The 17,158-nt window shown below is 73.0% G+C and carries 18 protein-coding genes; 10 read left to right on the plus strand and 8 right to left on the minus strand.

Annotation, left to right across the window (positions count from 1 at the left end; genetic code table 11):
- Positions 1-142 precede the first annotated feature (142 nt).
- A complete protein-coding gene (locus ACFV9Q_RS04965) occupies positions 143-1,615 on the plus strand; it encodes an aminoacyl--tRNA ligase-related protein (protein WP_377233430.1) in 1,473 nt (490 codons plus the stop codon).
- Between the two features lie 43 nt (positions 1,616-1,658).
- Here ACFV9Q_RS04965 and ACFV9Q_RS04970 read toward each other — a convergent pair whose 3' ends face one another.
- Both ACFV9Q_RS04970 and ACFV9Q_RS04975 read right to left on the minus strand, forming a co-directional pair.
- Positions 1,659-2,315, minus strand: coding sequence for a hypothetical protein (locus ACFV9Q_RS04970; RefSeq protein ID WP_377233431.1), 657 nt, complete (start codon positions 2,313-2,315; stop codon positions 1,659-1,661).
- 53 nt (positions 2,316-2,368) lie between these two features.
- Entirely contained in the window at positions 2,369-3,559 is a 1,191-nt protein-coding gene (locus tag ACFV9Q_RS04975; protein WP_377233432.1) for an MFS transporter, read from the minus strand.
- A 127-nt stretch (positions 3,560-3,686) separates the two neighbouring features.
- On the opposite strand from ACFV9Q_RS04975, the gene ACFV9Q_RS04980 reads away from it, so the two are divergent.
- Positions 3,687-5,285, plus strand: coding sequence for an ABC-F family ATP-binding cassette domain-containing protein (locus ACFV9Q_RS04980; protein WP_377232507.1), 1,599 nt, complete (start codon positions 3,687-3,689; stop codon positions 5,283-5,285).
- Positions 5,286-5,437: 152 nt separating this feature from the next.
- Here the strand turns inward: ACFV9Q_RS04980 and ACFV9Q_RS04985 are convergent, their stop codons facing one another.
- From ACFV9Q_RS04985 to ACFV9Q_RS04995, 3 genes are read right to left on the minus strand one after another with little or no spacing between them, the layout of a single operon-like run.
- A complete protein-coding gene (locus ACFV9Q_RS04985; protein WP_377233433.1) occupies positions 5,438-6,379 on the minus strand; it encodes an SURF1 family protein in 942 nt (313 codons plus the stop codon).
- Positions 6,376-6,627 (minus strand): hypothetical protein, encoded by a 252-nt coding sequence (locus ACFV9Q_RS04990; RefSeq protein WP_377232295.1) that lies wholly within the window; start codon positions 6,625-6,627, stop codon positions 6,376-6,378. The genes ACFV9Q_RS04985 and ACFV9Q_RS04990 overlap by 4 nt, the downstream gene beginning before the upstream one ends.
- On the minus strand, positions 6,627-7,031 hold the full coding sequence (locus ACFV9Q_RS04995) for a DUF3099 domain-containing protein (protein ID WP_377233434.1): 405 nt from the start codon (positions 7,029-7,031) through the stop codon (positions 6,627-6,629). Before ACFV9Q_RS04995 ends, ACFV9Q_RS04990 begins: the two co-directional genes overlap by 1 nt.
- Positions 7,032-7,285: 254 nt before the next feature.
- Here ACFV9Q_RS04995 and fabG point away from each other — a divergent pair, with 254 nt between their 5' ends.
- The 3 genes from fabG to ACFV9Q_RS05010 all read left to right on the plus strand — a co-directional run bounded on the left by fabG (position 7,286) and on the right by ACFV9Q_RS05010 (position 9,520).
- Entirely contained in the window at positions 7,286-8,032 is a 747-nt protein-coding gene (gene fabG / locus ACFV9Q_RS05000; protein WP_377233435.1) for a 3-oxoacyl-ACP reductase FabG, read from the plus strand.
- Positions 8,033-8,192: 160 nt separating this feature from the next.
- Positions 8,193-8,963, plus strand: a complete 771-nt coding sequence (gene fabI, locus ACFV9Q_RS05005; protein ID WP_377232293.1) for an enoyl-ACP reductase FabI — start codon at positions 8,193-8,195, stop codon at positions 8,961-8,963.
- Between the two features lie 17 nt (positions 8,964-8,980).
- A complete protein-coding gene (locus ACFV9Q_RS05010) occupies positions 8,981-9,520 on the plus strand; it encodes a SixA phosphatase family protein (RefSeq protein WP_377232292.1) in 540 nt (179 codons plus the stop codon).
- A gap of 108 nt (positions 9,521-9,628) precedes the next feature.
- Here the strand turns inward: ACFV9Q_RS05010 and serB are convergent, their stop codons facing one another.
- Together serB and glgC are read right to left on the minus strand one after the other, a co-directional pair.
- The gene (serB, locus tag ACFV9Q_RS05015) at positions 9,629-10,249 is read right to left on the minus strand and encodes a phosphoserine phosphatase SerB (protein ID WP_377233436.1); all 621 of its coding nucleotides are present in this window, start codon (positions 10,247-10,249) and stop codon (positions 9,629-9,631) included.
- A gap of 162 nt (positions 10,250-10,411) precedes the next feature.
- Positions 10,412-11,653: a glucose-1-phosphate adenylyltransferase gene (gene glgC, locus ACFV9Q_RS05020; RefSeq protein WP_377233437.1), complete on the minus strand. Its 1,242-nt coding sequence runs from the start codon at positions 11,651-11,653 to the stop codon at positions 10,412-10,414.
- Positions 11,654-11,814: 161 nt separating this feature from the next.
- Between glgC and glgA the strand changes: the two genes are divergently transcribed.
- On the plus strand, positions 11,815-13,038 hold the full coding sequence (gene glgA / locus ACFV9Q_RS05025) for a glycogen synthase (RefSeq protein WP_377233453.1): 1,224 nt from the start codon (positions 11,815-11,817) through the stop codon (positions 13,036-13,038).
- 27 nt (positions 13,039-13,065) lie between these two features.
- Here glgA and ACFV9Q_RS05030 read toward each other — a convergent pair whose 3' ends face one another.
- Complete coding sequence (locus tag ACFV9Q_RS05030) at positions 13,066-13,827, minus strand: hypothetical protein (RefSeq protein WP_377233438.1); 762 nt, start codon at positions 13,825-13,827, stop codon at positions 13,066-13,068.
- Positions 13,828-13,870: 43 nt separating this feature from the next.
- Between ACFV9Q_RS05030 and ACFV9Q_RS05035 the strand changes: the two genes are divergently transcribed.
- The 4 genes from ACFV9Q_RS05035 to ACFV9Q_RS05050 form a co-directional block, all read left to right on the plus strand.
- Positions 13,871-14,656 (plus strand): ABC transporter ATP-binding protein, encoded by a 786-nt coding sequence (locus ACFV9Q_RS05035; RefSeq protein ID WP_377233439.1) that lies wholly within the window; start codon positions 13,871-13,873, stop codon positions 14,654-14,656.
- 211 nt (positions 14,657-14,867) lie between these two features.
- Entirely contained in the window at positions 14,868-15,296 is a 429-nt protein-coding gene (locus ACFV9Q_RS05040) for an NfeD family protein (protein WP_377233440.1), read from the plus strand.
- Between the two features lie 118 nt (positions 15,297-15,414).
- A complete protein-coding gene (locus tag ACFV9Q_RS05045; RefSeq protein ID WP_377233441.1) occupies positions 15,415-16,563 on the plus strand; it encodes an SPFH domain-containing protein in 1,149 nt (382 codons plus the stop codon).
- Between the two features lie 163 nt (positions 16,564-16,726).
- Positions 16,727-17,158: TetR/AcrR family transcriptional regulator (locus tag ACFV9Q_RS05050; RefSeq protein WP_377233442.1), on the plus strand; the 432-nt coding region annotated here is incomplete at its 3' end.

Below are 17,158 nucleotides of genomic sequence, written 5' to 3' on the forward strand. Positions count from 1 at the left end.
CCTCAGCGCACGCACGACGACGCCGGACCCCTCCGGCGCGCGCTGACCTGCACTCAGCACCCAGGCCCCGGAGCTCGCTCCGGGGCCTTTGCCGTGCTCGACGGCGGTACCGGGGCGGCTCCTCCATCGAAGGAGCACCGTCATGAACGTCCCCGCACCGAACCAGCAGCAGGCCCAGCCCCGGTCCCAGGCAGCGGCTGAAGCACCGGCCGTCCGTCCCGGACCCGCCGAGGCACCCGCCGTCCTCGACCACCGCACCCTCGGCCGTGAGATGCGGATCTTCGACACCAGCCCGCTGGTCGGGCCCGGCCTGCCGCTGTGGCTGCCCGCCGGCGCGGCGATCCGGTACGAGCTGGAGCAGTACGCCCGCGAGGTCGCGCTGCGCACCGGGTGCGAGCCCGTGTACTCCCCGGTGCTCGGCAAGCGGTCCCTGTACGAGCGCTCGGGCCACTGGGCCAAGTTCGCGGACGACATGTTCCCGCCGATGTACCTCGGCGGGAACGCCGACGGTTCCGGCCCGGCCCCGCAGGCCGACGGCGGCCCGGACCTTGACGGCAGCCCGGACGTCGCTCCCGGCCCGTCGAGCGCGGCGGCCGACGCAGACCCCCTCGTCCTGCGCCCCGCCAACTGCCCGCACCACGCGCAGATCTACGCGTCCGAGCCGCGGTCGTACCGCGACCTGCCCGTGCGGTACGCGGAGCTCGCGTCGATGTTCCGGGCCGAGCGCTCCGGGGTGCTGTCGGGGCTGAGCCGGGTGCGGCAGATCAACCTGGACGACGCGCACGTCTTCTGCCGTCCCGACCAGGTCGGGGCCGAGGTGCGCACCGCGCTGGCCGCCGTCCTGGAGGTGCTCGACACCCTGGGCATCGAGATGGCGTACCTGCGCCTGTCCGGCAGGGACGCCTCCGAGCGGTGGCTCGGCGCGCCCGAGCAGTGGGCCGCGGCTGAGGAGGCCCTGCGCGCGGTGCTCGACGACGTCGCCTCGCCCGCCGGCGTGCCGTGGCACGCCGAGGCCGGTGAGGCGGCGTTCTACGGCCCCAAGATCGACGTCCAGGTGCTCGACGCGCGCGGCCACGAGGAGACCCTCGCCACCGTCCAGCTCGACTTCAACCAGCCCGAGCGGTTCGACCTGACCTACGTCGCGGCGTCCGGCGAGCGCGAGCGCGTCGTGATGATCCACCGCGGCACCGTCGGCGCCATGGAGCGGATGGTCGCGTTCCTCCTGGAGCGGCACGGCGGACGGCTCCCGTTCTGGCTCGCGCCGGTGCAGGTCTGCCTGCTGCCCCTGCCGGACGGCGCCTCCGACGGCACCTCCGACGGGGCCTCCGACGGCGCCCCGGGTGTCGGCCAGCTCGTCGACGACCTCGCCGCCGACCTGAAGGCCCGCGGCCTGCGGGTCCGGGTGGAACGGGAGGGCTCGCTGGGCAGCCGGATCCGCCGGGCCCGGGAGCGGCGGGACGCGCTGCTGGGCGTGCTGGGCACCCGCGAGGTGGCGGCGGGCGCGCTGGCGGTGACCGATCCGGCGTCGGGCGCCAGGGCTTCGGTACCGCTCGCGGAGCTGGGCGACCGTCTGGCGGAGGCGGCGCGCCGGCGGGTGCCGCGGGTCAGCCTGTGAGTGCCGCCGGGCCTGCGGGACCGCGCGGTGCGTCGCCGGGCGGTCAGCGCACCCAGGTCCGCCGGTCGCGGGCCGCCAGGTGGACGACCTCCAGCTCGCGGTCGGTGAGCACCGGCCGGTGCTTCTCGAGCCAGGGCACGAGCTCCCGGGCCGTCAGCACCTCGACACCCTCGCTCGAGCCCTCGACGCGGGGCTCCTTGGTGCGCACGAAGACGATGACCGGCCGCACGGTGATCGGTACGCGCGTGGCCCGGCCCAGGATCTCCTGGGTGCGGCGCGCCTCGTTGCGCGCGGCCTCCGCGGTGACCTCGTGCGCCGGCCGGTGGATCGAGTGGATGGTGAAGACCCCGCCGGGCCCGATGACGAGCTGGTCGAGCTCCAGGGCGCCGCCGTCCGACTGGACGGACTGCAGCACGCGCCAGACCGGCCGCCGGGCCACGAGCTTCCAGAGCTCGTCGGCGGCGCCGCGGGCCCCGGTGATCCGGTGCCGCAGCTCGCGGTGGTACTCGTCGGGCCGGCCGGTCAGCCGGCCGCGCAGCACGGCCGCGGCGTGCTGCCGGAAGTAGGCGCGGCGCCGGGCGATCAGGTGCTTCGCCGGCCGGTTGGCCGTGAGGTCGTCACCGCCCGTCAGGCGGCCCGCGCGCAGGTGCGGCAGGGCGCCGGCGACGGTGACCGGAACGCCAGAGGTCTCAGGGCCCATGGGCGGACGTTACGTCCGCGTCGCCGGGCGCGCGCGTCCTGGCGGTGAAGGGATCACCTGCCCGGGAACGCCTTGCGCGCCACCAGCACCACGACCAGCGCGGCCACCACGAGCGCCGCGCCGGTGTACGGGACGGCGGCGACGCCCGCGCCGTCGAGCACGAGGGCGCCGAGCGCCGCGCCGCCGCCGATGCCGATGTTCGCCGTCGCGTTCACCAGCGCGCCGACGACGTCGGGCGAGGCTCCGTGCGTCCGTATCGCCGCCGTCTGGAACACGGCGGCGACGGCGCCGAAGCCGATGCTCCACACGGCCGCGGCGGCGAGCGTGCCGACCGTCGCCGGGAACACGATCCCGAGGGCGAGCACGCCGCCCGCGACCACGGACAGGGTGATGACCGTGGTCTGCCGGGGCCGGACGTCGAGCCGCGCGGCGGCGAACGCGGCCCCGACGAGCCCGAGCGCCCCGATCAGCAGCAGCGCGGGACCGAGCGCCGCGGTGGCGAGCCCGGCGCCCAGGAGCAGCACGGAGATGTAGGTGTAGACGGTGAAGTGGCCGAGGTACGCCAGCGCGTTGGCCGTGGTGACCTGGGCGAGGGCGGTGCGCCGGGCGCCGCGGGCGGCGTCGTCCGGGGGAGCGCCGCCGCCCGCGACGGACGGCAGCAGCAGGGCCGTGAGCACGCCCGCGACGACGCACACGCCCGTCAGGACGAGGAACGCGTTGCGCCAGCCGACGGCGGTGCCCAGCGACGTCGACAGCGGGACGCCGAGGATGAACCCGGCCGATGCGCCCAGCGTGACGAGCGCCAGGGCCCGTCCCGCGAGGTGCGGCCGCACCAGGCGCGACGCGTACCCGATGCTCACCGAGAAGAAGACGGCGTGCGCCGCCCCGCCCAGCGCCCGGGCCGCGGCGACGACGGCGAAGGTGGGGGCGAGCGCGACGATCACGTTGCTCACCGTGTAGACGGCGATCGTGCCGAGCAGCACGGTCTTGCGCGGCAGCCGGCGCGTCGCCGACGTCAGCGGCAGGGCGAGCGCCGCGACCATGAACGCGTACGCGGTGACCAGGAGGCCCGCCACGGACTCGGACACGGCGAGGTCGTCGCTGATCAGGGGGAGCAGCCCCACCGGGACCAGCTCGGTGGTGACGGCGACGAACGTGGCGAGGGCCAGGGCGAACAGGCCGCCGGCCGCGTCGCGCACGTCGCCGGGCTGCCAGGCGGTGACCTCACCACGTGAACTGGGCATGGGCTCCATGGTGACATTCGTCGCGACCTGCCCGTTGCCGCACCCGCACCCCCTAGACTGGACCGGCCCCCGCCGCCGTGGGCCGATCCACCCTGCCACCATCCCCCTGACCGTGAGGACCACCTGCGTGATCACTGCCCATGGCGTCGAGCTGCGCGTCGGCGCGCGCGTGCTGCTGAGCGAGGCCACCTTCCGGGTCGCCTCGGGCGACCGGATCGGCCTGGTCGGTCGCAACGGTGCCGGCAAGACCACGCTGACCAAGACCCTCGCGGGCGAGACCCAGCCCACGGGCGGGCAGATCGTGCGCGGTACCGACATCGGCTACCTGCCGCAGGACCCGCGCACGGGCGACCTCGAGGTCCTCGCGATGAACCGCGTGCTCTCGGCCCGCAACCTCGACCGGGTCATCACGCAGATGCGCGAGGCCGAGGGCGAGATGGCGTCGGCCGACCCGGCCACCCAGGCGGCCGCGCTGGAGCGGTACCCCAAGCTGGAGGCACGGTTCCTCGCGGCCGGCGGGTACGCCGCGGAGTCCGAGGCGCAGATCATCACGGCGAACCTCGGCCTGGACGAGCGCGTGCTGGGCCAGCCCCTGAGCACCCTCTCCGGTGGTCAGCGCCGCCGGATCGAGCTGGCGCGGATCCTGTTCAGCGGCGTCGAGACGCTGCTGCTGGACGAGCCCACCAACCACCTCGACGCCGACTCGATCATCTGGCTGCGCGACTACCTCAAGGCGTACAACGGTGGGTTCATCGTGATCAGCCACGACGTCGACCTGCTGCGCGCCACGGTGAACAAGGTGTTCCACCTGGACGCCAACCGGGGTGAGCTCGACCAGTACAACATGGGCTGGGACACGTACCTGGAGCAGCGCGAGACGGACGAGCGGCGTCGTCGGCGCGAGCGGGCCAACGCCGAGAAGAAGGCGGGCACGCTGCTCGCCCAGGCCGAGAAGATGCGCGCCAAGGCGACCAAGGCGACCGCCGCGCAGAACATGATCAAGCGGGCCGAGAAGATGCTCGGCGGCCTGGAGAACGAGCGCGCCGCCGACCGCGTGGCCAAGCTCCGGTTCCCGACGCCGGCGCCCTGCGGGCGCACGCCGCTCACCGCGAGCGGGCTGTCCAAGGCGTACGGGTCGCAGGAGGTGTTCGCCGGGGTCGACCTGGCGATCGACCGCGGGTCGCGCGTCGTGATCCTCGGCTTCAACGGCGCCGGCAAGACGACGCTGCTGCGCATCCTCGCGGGCGTCGAGGCCCCGGACACCGGCGAGGTCGAGCCCGGGCACGGCCTCAAGCTCGGCTACTACGCCCAGGAGCACGACACGCTCGACATGCACGCGACCGTCGTCGAGAACCTGCGGCATGCCGCGCCCGACCTGACGGACACGCAGGTCCGCTCCGTGCTCGGCTCGTTCCTGTTCAGCGGGGACGACGCCGAGAAGCCCGCCCACGTGCTGTCCGGCGGCGAGAAGACGCGGCTCGCGCTCGCGACCATTGTCGTCTCCGGCGCGAACGTGCTGCTGCTCGACGAGCCCACGAACAACCTCGACCCCGCCTCCCGGGCCGAGATCCTCGGGGCGCTCAAGACGTACGAGGGCGCGGTCGTGATGGTGACGCACGACGACGGCGCCGTCGAGGCCCTGGAGCCGGAGCGCGTGCTGCTGCTGCCCGACGGCGACGAGGACCTCTGGAACGACAGCTACCAGGAGCTCGTCTCCCTCGCGTGAGTTGGAGTCTGAGCCAGAGCCTGCCGAGCGGCTCTCCGGGAAACTGATGACGCAGCCGAGGGGGTAACGCTGAGCGAGCACTGCTAGCTCAGCGTTACCCCCTCGGCTGCGTAAGTCGTTCCCCGGACCCGCTGTCCGGGCCTGCTGCGCGCTCAGCGCAGCTGGGCCTCGATCAGCGCGTCCTCCTCGTCCTCTGCGGTCGGACGGCGCTCGCGGGCCGGTCTGCGCGCCCGCACGCCCTCGCCGTCGGACTCCTCGCCGGAGGCGAGCAGCAGGTCGCCCGCCGACACGTTCTCGCCGCGCAGCGCCCCGCGCTCGCGGCGCCACAGCAGCACGTAGCCGGCGATCGCGCCGATCGCGAAGATGCACCACTGGAACGCGTAGGACAGGTGCGACCCGGGGTCGGTGTCGGGCTTGGGCAGGGTGGCGAGCTGGATGTCGGGTGCCGGCGTCTCCGAGCGGAGGGCGCCGTACGCGCCGACGGTCCGCCCCTTGGCCCAGTCCGCGCCGTCGGCCCCCGCCGCGAGCACCTGCGCCGTCGAGATGGCCTGCACCTGACCACCGGGGGCGCCGCGCGTCGAGGCGGGCTCGTCGGCCCGCATCGAGACCACCACGGTCACGTCGCCCGACGGCGGCGCGGGGACCGCCTCGGGCTCCGAGCCGTCCGACCCGAGCGGTACGGTGCCGCGGTCGACGACCAGCACGATGTCCTGGCCGTCCGGCAGGCGGGCCTCGAACGGGACCAGGACGTGGTACCCGTTCTGGCCGGCGACGGGCCGGTTGCGCAGCAGCACCGTCGCGTCGGTCACGTAGCTGCCCTCCAGCTCGACCGGGCGCCAGACGTCGGACTCCGGCAGCACGGCCCCCGGCCCCGCCAGGATCTCGTCGACGGAGACCGCGGGCGCGGACCAGTTGTTCTCGATGCGGTCGATCTCGATCTCGCGGGACTCGTACCTGTTCCACTGCCAGCGGCCCGCGATCAGGCACAGCGCGGCGAGGACCACGGCGCCCACCGCGAGGATCACCCACTGGCGGGTCGTGCGGGGCCCCCGGGCGTCGTCCGGCCCGAGGGCGGGCACCGACGCGTCGCTCACGAGGCCCGGTCCAGTTCAGTCACCGGAACGGTCTGCTTCCAGAAGGACCGCGCCCCCAGGAACTGCTCGAGGTGCTCGCGGTGCTCGTCGCACGCGAGCCACACCTTGCGCCGCTGGGGCGTGTGCAGCTTCGGGTTGTTCCAGAGCAGGCCCCAGACGGCCTCGTTGCGGCAGCCCTTGGCGCTGCAGATCAGCTCGCCGTCGGGAACGGCGTCGGGCGTCGCGCCCGCCAGTCCCAGCACGTCCATCAGTCGTCCACGTGGTTGATCACGCGGCCCGAGCCGTAGCTCAGCCGTCCGGTCCCGTCGTCGGCGCCCTGGTCGTCGGGACCGTCGTCCGCCGCGTGGTCCTGGTGCGCGGCCGGGGGCGCGTCCTCGGGCAGCTCCTCGAGCATCGGGGCGGCCTGCGGCGTGACGGGGGAGGTGTCGTGCGTCGTGTGGTCGCGCCCGGCGTTGGCGACCAGCACCGCGGAGTACGGCAGCACCACCGCTGCGGCCACCAGGGCCCAGCGGACCCAGCCGTCGACCACGACGGCGCCGATGATGCAGACCACGCGGATGGACATCTGGATGAGGTAGCTGCGCGTGCGGCGCGCCTGGTCCACCGCCAGCGGCTCGGGGGCCGAGGTGATGGAAGGAACCGGCTCGCTCATCCTGTCAGTCTACGTGCGTCCGACGACGTCGGACACGATGCCGACGTACCTCACACGACCCGGTGCGTGCCCGATACGCTCGGGGTTGTTGTAGAAAACCGACAAGGTCCGGTCCATCCCTGTGGCCCGGCGCGCGCGGCGCGCGTACGACGCGCGGGGTAGCGTCGCAGCGGACCCGGATCGACCCAGGTACCGGCCGCGGCCCCCAGCCTCGCGCGGCCCTTTGCGAAAAGCCCAGCATCGAGGAGCCTCAGGTGACCACCACGCCCGCCACTCAGAGCATTGCCGCAGGTCCGACCGGCCGTGTCGTCGTCGTGACGGGTGCCGCACGCGGCATCGGCCGCGCCATCGCGGAGCGGTTCGTCGCCGACGGCGACCGCGTCGCCACGATCTACCGCGGTGGTGAGCTGCCCAAGGGCGTGGAGCCCTACGTGGCCGACGTCACCGACACCGCGGCCGTCGACGCGGCGTTCACCGCCATCGAGGCCGACCTGGGCCCCGTCGAGGTGCTCGTGGCCAACGCCGGCGTGACCAAGGACCAGCTCCTGATGCGCATGAGCGACGAGGAGTTCGAGACCGTCATCGACGTGAACCTCAAGGGCACGTTCCGCTGCGTGCGCCGCGCGTCCAAGGGCATGATCCGGGCCCGCAAGGGCCGCATCGTGCTGCTCGGCTCGATCGTCGGCCTGTCCGGCGGCCCCGGCCAGGTCAACTACTCGTCGTCGAAGGCCGCCCTGGTCGGCATGGCCCGCTCGATCACCCGGGAGCTCGGGACGCGCGGCATCACCGCGAACGTCGTCGCGCCCGGGTACGTCGAGACCGACATGACGGCCGCGCTGTCCGAGGACGTGCGCAACGGTTACCTGAAGTCGATCCCGGCCGGCCGGTTCGCCACGCCGGACGAGGTGGCCTCCGTGGTCTCCTTCGTCGCGTCCGACGCCGCCGGCTACGTCACGGGTGCCGTCATCCCCGTCGACGGTGGCCTCGGCATGGGGCACTGACCCGTAGTCTGACGCCGCTGCCTGCGGTTTCGCCCGTACATATCCAACATTCTCGGCATCGAGAACGGCGCGGAGTTTCGTTCCGCGCAGCAATCCGCATTACGCTCGCACCCAGCACAGGGGTTGCTCCGGCACGCCTGCGCCTGATCGGAAGGACAACATGGGTCTCCTCGAAGGTAAGAAGCTGCTCGTCACGGGCGTGCTGACGGACTCGTCGATCGCATTCCACGCCGCCCGGCTCGCCCAGGAGGAGGGCGCGGAGGTCGTGCTCTCGTCCTTCGGACGGCAGATGAAGCTGACCCAGGCCTTCTCCAAGCGTCTCCCCGTCGAGGCGCCGGTCGTGGAGCTGGACGTCACCAGCCAGGAGAACCTCGACGCGCTCGCGGACGCCGTGCGCGCGGAGGGCTTCGAGCGGCTCGACGGCGTGGTGCACTCGATCGGGTTCGCGCCGCAGTCCGTCATGGGCGGCAACTTCCTCTCGGGCACCTGGGAGGACGTCGCCACCGCGGTGCACGTCTCCACGTTCTCGTACAAGTCGCTCGCGGTGGCCGCCAAGCCGCTGATGACCGACGGCGGCGCCGTCGTCGGCCTGACGTTCGACGCGCAGTTCGCCTGGCCCGTCTACGACTGGATGGGCGTGGCCAAGGCCGGTCTGGAGTCCGCGAACCGCTACCTGGCGCGCGACCTCGGCCCTGAAGGAATCCGCTGCAACCTCGTCTCGGCTGGGCCCATCCGGACCACCGCCGCCAAGTCCATCCCGGGCTTCGCGACGATGGAGGACGCCTGGCCGACGCGAGCCCCGCTCGGCTGGGACCAGACCACCGCAGAGCCGGCCGCGCGCGCCGTGGCCGCCCTGCTGTCCGACTGGTTCCCGGCAACGACAGGCGAGATCGTGCACGTCGACGGCGGCGTGCACGCCATGGGCCAATAGATGGGCAGGAGGCACTGATGGGCAGAGCGTCGGGCACGGAGCCCACCACGACGCCGTCACGGCGTCTGGTGTTGCTCCGGCACGCGAAGGCGGAGCCGGCGTCGGAACTTCCCGACGAGTCCCGGCCGCTCGCCCTGCGTGGCCGGGACCAGGCAGGGAAGGTCGGTGCGGCGCTGGTCGCGTCCGGCCTCGTGCCCGACGCCGTCCTCGTCTCCGGGGCGCTGCGCACGCGGCAGACCTGGGACCTCGTGCGCAAGCACCTGGGCGAGCCGGCGGTGGCCTTCACCGACGACCTGCTCGGTGCGATGCCGCGTGGCGTCCTCGCGCTGGTGCGTGAGCTGGACCCCGCGGCGCGGACCGTCCTGGTGATCGGTCACGAGCCCGCCATGGCGGGCACGGCCGAGCTCCTGGCGGGTCCGGGCTCGGAGGACGGCGCCCTCGCTCAGGTGCGCGTCGGCGTGCCGACGGCGACGTACTCGGTGCTGGAGGCCGACCTGGCCTGGGCCGAGTGGGACCGCAAGACGGCCCGCCTGACGGAGGTCACGCGCCCGGCCTGACGGCTCTGATCCGGCCGCACCCGCAAGCCCTCGTTGAGTGCTGGGTATCTGCGCTTCTGGCACCCGGAAGAGCGCAGATGTCCCGCACTCAACGGGGGCTGTGGTCGGTCAGAGGAGGGTCAGCAGGTTGTCGAGGCGGTCCTCGATCACGTGCGAGGCCTGGTCGCGGACGATCTGCTTGGCGTTGAACGCCACACCCACCCCGGCGGCGGCGATCATGTCGAGGTCGTTCGCGCCGTCGCCCACGGCGACCGTCTGCTCCATCGGCACGCCGACCTGCGCGGCCCACTCACGGAGCGTCGCCGCCTTGGCGGCCCGGTCGACGACGGGGCCCACGGTGCGGCCGGTCAGCACGCCGTCGGCGACCTCGAGCCGGTTGGCCCGCACGAGCTCGATCCCGAGCTCCCGCGCGATCGGCCCGGCGACCTCCTCGAACCCGCCCGAGACCAGTCCGAACGTCCAGCCGCGTGCGTGGCACTCGGCCACCAGCTCCCGGGCGCCCGGCATCAGCTCCACGGCCGCGCGCACCTTCTCCAGCGCCTCGACGGGCACGCCGGCCAGCGTCGCGACGCGCTCCCGCAGCGACCCGGCGAAGTCGAGCTCGCCCCGCATCGCACGCTCGGTCACGGCCGCCACCTCGTCGCGGGTGCCCGCGTGCTCGGCGATGAGCTCGATGACCTCCTGGCGAAAGAACGTGGAGTCGGCGTCGGACACGATGAGTCGCTTCACGCTCCCCAGTGTGCCGGAGCGGGGTGCCGCTGCGCCGCGGCGTCCACCCCTTGCGATGCGTGAGCGCCGAACGTAGGGGTAGTCGCACTCTGAGCGCTCAGAGTGCGACTACCCCTACGTTCAACGCCACGGGCCTGGCCGGCGAGGCGACCCGCGCCGGCGTCAGTCCACGACCGTGCCCTTCGGGACCACCACCAGGCCCGACTCCGTCACCGTGAAGCCGCGCGCCCGGTCCTCGTCGTGGTCGACGCCCACGCGGGCCCGCTCGTTGATGATCACGTTCTTGTCGACGATCGCCCGGTGCACGTGCGCGTAGCGGTGCACCTGGACGTCGTCCATCAGCACCGAGTTGGACACGTTCGACCACGAGTGCAGGTGCACGCCGGGGGACAGGACGGACCCGGCCGCCTGCGCGCCCGAGATGAGCACGCCCGGCGACACGATCGACTCCGCCGCGTGCCCCATCCGCCCCGGGCCCGCGTGCACGAACTTGGCCGGCGGGAGCCCCGTGTAGCCCGTGTACAGCGGCCACTCCATGTTGTAGAGGTTGAAGACCGGGTGCACCGCGATCAGGTCCGTGTGGGCGTCGTAGAACGAGTCGATGGTGCCGACGTCGCGCCAGTAGTCGCGGTCCCGGTCGGTGGAGCCGGGCACGTCGTTGCGGATGAAGTCGTAGACCCCCGCCTCACCCTGGGCCACGAACGCCGGGATGATGTCGCCGCCCATGTCGTGCCGCGAGTCCGGGTCGGCGGCGTCGCGCGTGACGGCCTCGACCAGCGCGTCGGCGTCGAACACGTAGTTGCCCATCGAGGCCAGCACCTCGGTGGGGGAGTCCGGCAGGCCCGTGGGGTCGGTCGGCTTCTCCAGGAACTCGCGGATCTTCGTGGGGTCGCCCGGGTCCACGTCGATGACGCCGAACTGGTCGGCCATGTCGATCGGCTGCCGGATCGCCGCGACCGTCGCGCGCGCCCCCGACTCGATGTGCGCGTCCACCATCTGCGAGAAGTCCATGCGGTAGACGTGGTCGGCGCCCACCACGACCACGATGTCCGGACGCTCGTCGTCGATGATGTTGAGGCACTGGTAGATCGCGTCGGCACTGCCGAGGTACCAGTGCTTGCCCACGCGCTGCTGCGCGGGGACCGGCGCCACGAAGTTGCCCAGCAGCGGCGACATGCGCCACGTCTTGGAGATGTGGCGGTCCAGCGAGTGCGACTTGTACTGCGTCAGCACCACGACGTGCAGGTACCGCGAGTTGACGATGTTGGACAGGGCGAAGTCGACCAGGCGGTAGATACCGCCGAAGGGCACAGCGGGCTTGGCGCGGGCGGCGGTCAGCGGCATCAGCCGCTTTCCCTCGCCGCCGGCGAGGACGATCGCAAGGACGCGGGGGGCGGAGGCCATACGGTGAGATTAGGGCCTTTCGGCCGGTTACGTCAGGTGGCACGCTGAGACGTCGCGCACGCTAGGTTGGCACTGTGCCCGACGTTCCCGCCGCCCCCGGCTCCGCCCCCCGTCCCGACGCCGCGCCGGACGCCGCCCCCCGGCCCGGCGGCGCGCTCCGCGTGGACCTGCTGACCCGCGAGTTCCCGCCCCACGTCTACGGCGGGGCGGGCGTGCACGTCGCCGAGCTGGCCGCCGTCCTCGCCCAGCACGCCGACGTGCGCGTGCGCTGCTTCGACGGCCCGCGCGACGCCGCGACCGAGGCGTCCGGCGTCACCGGCTACACGACGCCGACGGCGCTCGCGGACGCCAACGCCGCCCTGGCCACCCTGGGCACGGACCTCGTGATGGCCGACGACGTCGCGGGCGCCGACCTGCTGCACTCGCACACCTGGTACGCCAACATGGCGGGGCACCTCGGCGGCCTCCTGCACGGCGTGCCGCACGTCGTCACGGCGCACTCCCTGGAGCCCCTGCGGCCCTGGAAGGCCGAGCAGCTCGGCGGCGGCTACGCGCTCTCCTCGTGGGCCGAGCGCACCGCGTACCTGGGCGCCGCGGGCGTCATCGCGGTCTCCGCGGGCATGCGGGCCGACATCCTGCGCGTCTACCCGGAGCTCGACCCCGAGCGCGTGCACGTGGTGCACAACGGCATCGACCTGTCGGGCTGGCGGCGGCCCGACGCCGACGACGACGTCGCGCAGGCGGACGCCGCCGCGACCGTCCGCCGCCACGGCATCGACCCCGGCCGGCCCGCCGTCGTGTTCGTCGGCCGGATCACCCGGCAGAAGGGTCTGCCGTATCTGCTGCGCGCGGCCGCCGAGCTGCCGCCGGAGGTGCAGCTCGTGCTGTGCGCGGGGGCGCCCGACACTCCGGAGATCATGGCCGAGGTCCGGGGTCTGGTCGAGCGCCTGCGCGAGACCCGCACCGGCGTCGTCTGGATCGAGGAGATGCTCCCGCGGCCCGACCTGATCGCCGTCCTGGGCGCGTGCACCGTCTTCGTCTGCCCGAGCGTCTACGAGCCGCTCGGCATCGTGAACCTGGAGGCCATGGCCGTGGGCCTGCCCGTGGTGGGCACGGCCACGGGCGGCATCCCCGAGGTGGTCGACGACGGCGTCACCGGGCTGCTGGTGCCGATCGAGCAGTCCGACGACGGCACCGGCACCCCGCTCGACCCCGACGGCTTCGTGGCCGACCTCGCGGCGGCCCTGACCCGCGTGGCGACCGACGCCGACGGCGCGACGGCGATGGGAGCCGCCGGCCGCCGTCGGGCCGAGGAGCACTTCACCTGGGCCGCCATCGCGGACCGCACCATGGACGTCTACGAGCGGGTGCTCGCGGGCGCGTAGCGCGCCGGACGCCTCAGGCGCAGCCCGTCAGGCGATCTGGCCGTAGGTCGCCGCGCTCATCGCGTGGCGTGCCGTGCGGTCCACCTCGCGCAGCGCCGTGGAGCGCTGGTCGACCTGGAAGACGTTCACGGCCCCGCCGTCGTCCACCGTGCCCAGCGCGACGATCGCGCGCAGCCGGCTGGCGAGGTCCAGCACGCGGGCGCGCCGGCCGTCCAGGTGCGGCACCGGCCACGACGACGTGCTGGCCGAGCGGATGCGCTCGATCGCGTCGGCCGCGTCGTCGCGCCAGCGGGCGACGTCGAGCTGGTCGAGGGCGTCCGTGGCCGTCATCAGGCTCGTGCGCAGCTCGCGCTCGGCGTCGGCCACCGAGCCGATCGTGCCGTGCACCAGCGTGCTCCACGCGGGGACCGGCAGCACGCGCCACGTCACCAGGTGCCCCGGCTCGATGTGGCTGCCGAACGCCTGCACCCGCGGCACGGCGGCCCAGCTCCCGGCCGGCGTCGTGATCACCACGCACTCGCCGGCCTCCGTGGCCTCGTGGTTCGCGGCCGCCGGGACGCCCGCGGCGTCACCCGGCGCGGGCAGCAGCGCGCAGACCTCGCGCGGCCCCTCCGTCCACGCGGTGAAGAGGGTGTCGAGGTCTGTTCCGTCGGCAAAGCCTGCTAGCCCCTCCACGGTGTGCGGCTCGTCGTCGCCCACCACGGACTTCACGGCGTCCGAGGTGTCGCCAATGCCCTGCAGCCACAGGGCGAGCAGCACGCTCCGGGGGAGGTCCTGTTCGGTGTCCACCGCAGCACTGTAAATGACTGTCGACCAGGTAGGGTCGGTGCCCATGAGCTCGGTTCTCCATCTTGCGGGCGTCACCGTCCGTCGCGGCACCTCGACCATCCTCGATTCCGTGGACTGGCAGGTGAACGAGGGAGAGCGGTGGATCGTTCTCGGGCCCAACGGCGCCGGCAAGACAACCCTGCTCCAGATCGTCGCCGCGCGTCTGCACCCGACGTCGGGCACGGCGAAGATCCTGGACGCGACCCTCGGCCGCGTCGACGTGTTCGAGCTGCGCCCGCGCATCGGCATCTCCAGCGCGGCGCTCGCCGAGCGGCTGCCGACGGCGGAGACGGTGCGCGACGTGGTGCTGACCGCCGCCTACGGCGTGACGGGGCGCTGGCGCGAGAGCTACGACGAGCTCGACGAGCAGCGGGCCAAGGACCTGCTCTCGGCGTTCGACGTCGACCACCTCGCCGAGCGCACCTACGGCACCCTCTCGGAGGGCGAGCGCAAGCGCGTGCAGATCGCCCGCGCCCTGATGACCGACCCCGAGCTGCTGCTGCTCGACGAGCCCGGCGCGGGCCTCGACCTGGGCGGCCGCGAGGAGCTGGTGGCCACGCTCGCCGGGCTGGCGAGCGACCCGGCGTCGCCCGTGCTGGTGCACGTGACGCACCACGTCGAGGAGATCCCGCCGGGCTTCACGCACCTGCTGCTCATGAAGAAGGCCGGGATCCAGGCAGCCGGCCCCATCGAGGAGGTCCTCACCGCGGACAACCTCTCGGCGGCCTTCGGACTGCCGCTGATGGTGGCCCACGGCGGGGGTCGCTGGCTGGCTCGCGCCGCCCGCTGACCGCATTTCCCGACGCCCGGGACCTGGAATGTTCAGGGCCCTCAGGAAAAGTGTTTGAAACGGCGATTTCACTACCGCTGTGTCAGTGGTCCTTGGTAAAGTCCGGGCAAAGGTCCGAGGTGGCGGTAATTTCACCGCGAGGGCCCGCCGTCGGAGAGGTTCCGGCGGCGCCCGGTCGCCAACCGGAGTGGACGCTCGGAGGGAGCAACCCATGGCGTGGTTGTGGTGGGTAGGGGCGGCGCTGGTCTTCGCCCTGATCGAGCTCTTGTCGTTGGACTTCGTCTTCATCATGTTCGCCGGCGGTGCGCTGGCCGCGGCCGTCGCGAACGGCGCGGGTGCGCCGCTGTGGGTGCAGGCCATCGTGTTCGTTGTGGCGTCGGTGGTGCTGCTCGTGACGCTGCGCCCGACGCTGATCCGGCACCTGCGCAACAGCACGCCCAAGTCGCCCACCAACGCCGAGGCGAACGTCGGCCGTACGGCGTCGGTGGTCCAGGAGGTCAGCGCCGCGTCGGGGCTGGTCAAGCTCAGCGGAGAGGTGTGGAGCGCACGCTCCGTGCCCGGGTCGCCGCTGCTGCCCGCCGGCACTAGCGTTCGTGTGGTCCAGATCGACGGCGCCACCGCCGTCGTCGAGCCGGCGTAACCGCCTGGCGCCTGGGCGCCTTTTTGTGTTCCCCCAGACAGTCCAAGTCAGAAGTTCCTGTGCTCATCAGGAGCTTGAAAGCCGCCCGCGGGCCAAGGCGCCCGCGTAAGGAGACGTCGTGGAGTCATTCGGGCAAGTCCTGCTCTATCTGATCATCGCCCTGGTGGTGATCGTCGGTATCGTCGCGGTGATCCGCGCCGTGCGGATCGTTCCTCAGTCGGTGGCGCTCGTGGTCGAGCGCCTGGGTCGGTACTCCAAGACGCTCGACCCGGGCCTGCACGTGCTGGTGCCGTTCGTGGACCGGGTTCGCGCCGGCGTGGACCTGCGTGAGCAGGTCGTCTCGTTCCCGCCCCAGCCCGTGATCACCAGCGACAACCTGGTGGTCGAGATCGACACCGTCATCTACTTCCAGGTGACGGACGCCAAGTCCGCGGTCTACGAGATCGCGAACTACATCACCGCCATCGAGCAGCTCACGGTGACCACGCTGCGTAACGTGATCGGCTCGATGGACCTCGAGCAGACGCTGACCAGCCGTGACCAGATCAACGGCCAGCTGCGTGGTGTGCTCGACGAGGCGACCGGTCGATGGGGCATCCGCGTCAACCGGGTCGAGCTCAAGTCGATCGACCCGCCGCCCTCGGTGCAGGGCTCCATGGAGCAGCAGATGCGCGCCGAGCGTGACCGCCGCGCCGCGATCCTCACCGCGGAGGGTGTCAAGCAGTCGGCCATCCTCACGGCCGAGGGCCAGAAGCAGTCCGAGATCCTGAAGGCCGAGGGTGACGCCCAGGCGCAGATCCTGCGGGCCGAGGGTGAGTCGCGCGCCATCCTCCAGGTCTTCGAGGCCATCCACCGCGGCGACGCGGACCCGAAGCTGCTGGCGTACCAGTACCTGCAGACGCTGCCGCAGATCGCGAACGGCACGTCCAACACCACCTGGGTCATCCCCACGGAGTTCACCGCCGCGCTGGGCAACATCGCCTCCGGCTTCGGTGGCGGCGCCGGCCCCGCGGTCCCGCCGCCCCCGCCGGGCGAGGGCCCCTCGGGTCCGCGCCTGCCCATCGACTCCGTGCTGGACGAGCCCCTGCTGCCGGACCCCGCCGAGGCTCTCGCCGAGGCGCAGCGGCAGGCCGAGGCCGCCACGGCCGACGCGACGAGCGCCGGCACCCGGTCGGGCGAGCCGTTCGACACCGAGTCCGAGCGCGGCCAGCGCCCGGGCGGGTCGACGACGCCCCCGCCGGTGCCCCCGGCACCGCCGGCCGGCTGACGGCCGCACCCGGCTGACGGCTCGGCCGAGCCGAACCGTCGCCAGCAGTTCACGGAAGCCCTCCGGTGCTCGCACCGGGGGGCTTCCGGCATGTCAGCCCATGGGTCTGCCGTGGGCGTAACCGAGTTGCGGAGTGAGCGCTCACTCAATTACTGTCGGCGGCATGGACAACGCACGGACGCGGGCACCCCGCATGTCTCCCGAGGACCGCAAGACGGCCATCGTCGACGCGGTGCTCCCGCTGGTCGCCGAGCGGGGGCACGACGTGACCTCCCGCGAGCTGGCCCAGGCCGCCGGGGTCGCGGAGGGCACGCTGTTCCGGGCGTTCGGCGACAAGACGGCGCTGGTCGGCGCCGTCGCCGTCGAGGGTCTGGCGCGGGCAGGCAAGCCCGAGCAGACCCTCGCCGAGCTCACCGGCATCGACTCCGGGCTGCCGCTCGAACGGCGCCTGGAGCTCGTCATCGAGCTGGGGCGGCACCGCGTGGCCGAGGTCATGCGGTGGATGTCCGTGCTGCGCAGCATGGCGCCGTCGCCCGGCGGTCCGGGCATGCCGTTCGGCGCGCCTCCGGCCGCGTCCGGCGCCGCGGGCGGGTCC

This window comes from Promicromonospora sp. NPDC059942, assembly GCF_042731755.1.
Classification (GTDB): domain Bacteria; phylum Actinomycetota; class Actinomycetes; order Actinomycetales; family Cellulomonadaceae; genus Promicromonospora.

Coding starts and splice junctions, on each gene's coding strand:
- ACFV9Q_RS04970 (WP_377233431.1), bottom strand. CDS start 2,315: ATGGGCCCTGAGACCTCTGGCGTTCCGGTCACCGTCGCCGGCGCCCTG.
- ACFV9Q_RS05010 (WP_377232292.1), top strand. CDS start 8,981: ATGGGCAGAGCGTCGGGCACGGAGCCCACCACGACGCCGTCACGGCGT.
- ACFV9Q_RS04975 (WP_377233432.1), bottom strand. CDS start 3,559: ATGCCCAGTTCACGTGGTGAGGTCACCGCCTGGCAGCCCGGCGACGTG.
- glgC (WP_377233437.1), bottom strand. CDS start 11,653: ATGGCCTCCGCCCCCCGCGTCCTTGCGATCGTCCTCGCCGGCGGCGAG.
- ACFV9Q_RS04965 (WP_377233430.1), top strand. CDS start 143: ATGAACGTCCCCGCACCGAACCAGCAGCAGGCCCAGCCCCGGTCCCAG.
- ACFV9Q_RS04990 (WP_377232295.1), bottom strand. CDS start 6,627: ATGGACGTGCTGGGACTGGCGGGCGCGACGCCCGACGCCGTTCCCGAC.
- ACFV9Q_RS05040 (WP_377233440.1), top strand. CDS start 14,868: ATGGCGTGGTTGTGGTGGGTAGGGGCGGCGCTGGTCTTCGCCCTGATC.
- ACFV9Q_RS05035 (WP_377233439.1), top strand. CDS start 13,871: ATGAGCTCGGTTCTCCATCTTGCGGGCGTCACCGTCCGTCGCGGCACC.
- fabI (WP_377232293.1), top strand. CDS start 8,193: ATGGGTCTCCTCGAAGGTAAGAAGCTGCTCGTCACGGGCGTGCTGACG.
- ACFV9Q_RS04995 (WP_377233434.1), bottom strand. CDS start 7,031: ATGAGCGAGCCGGTTCCTTCCATCACCTCGGCCCCCGAGCCGCTGGCG.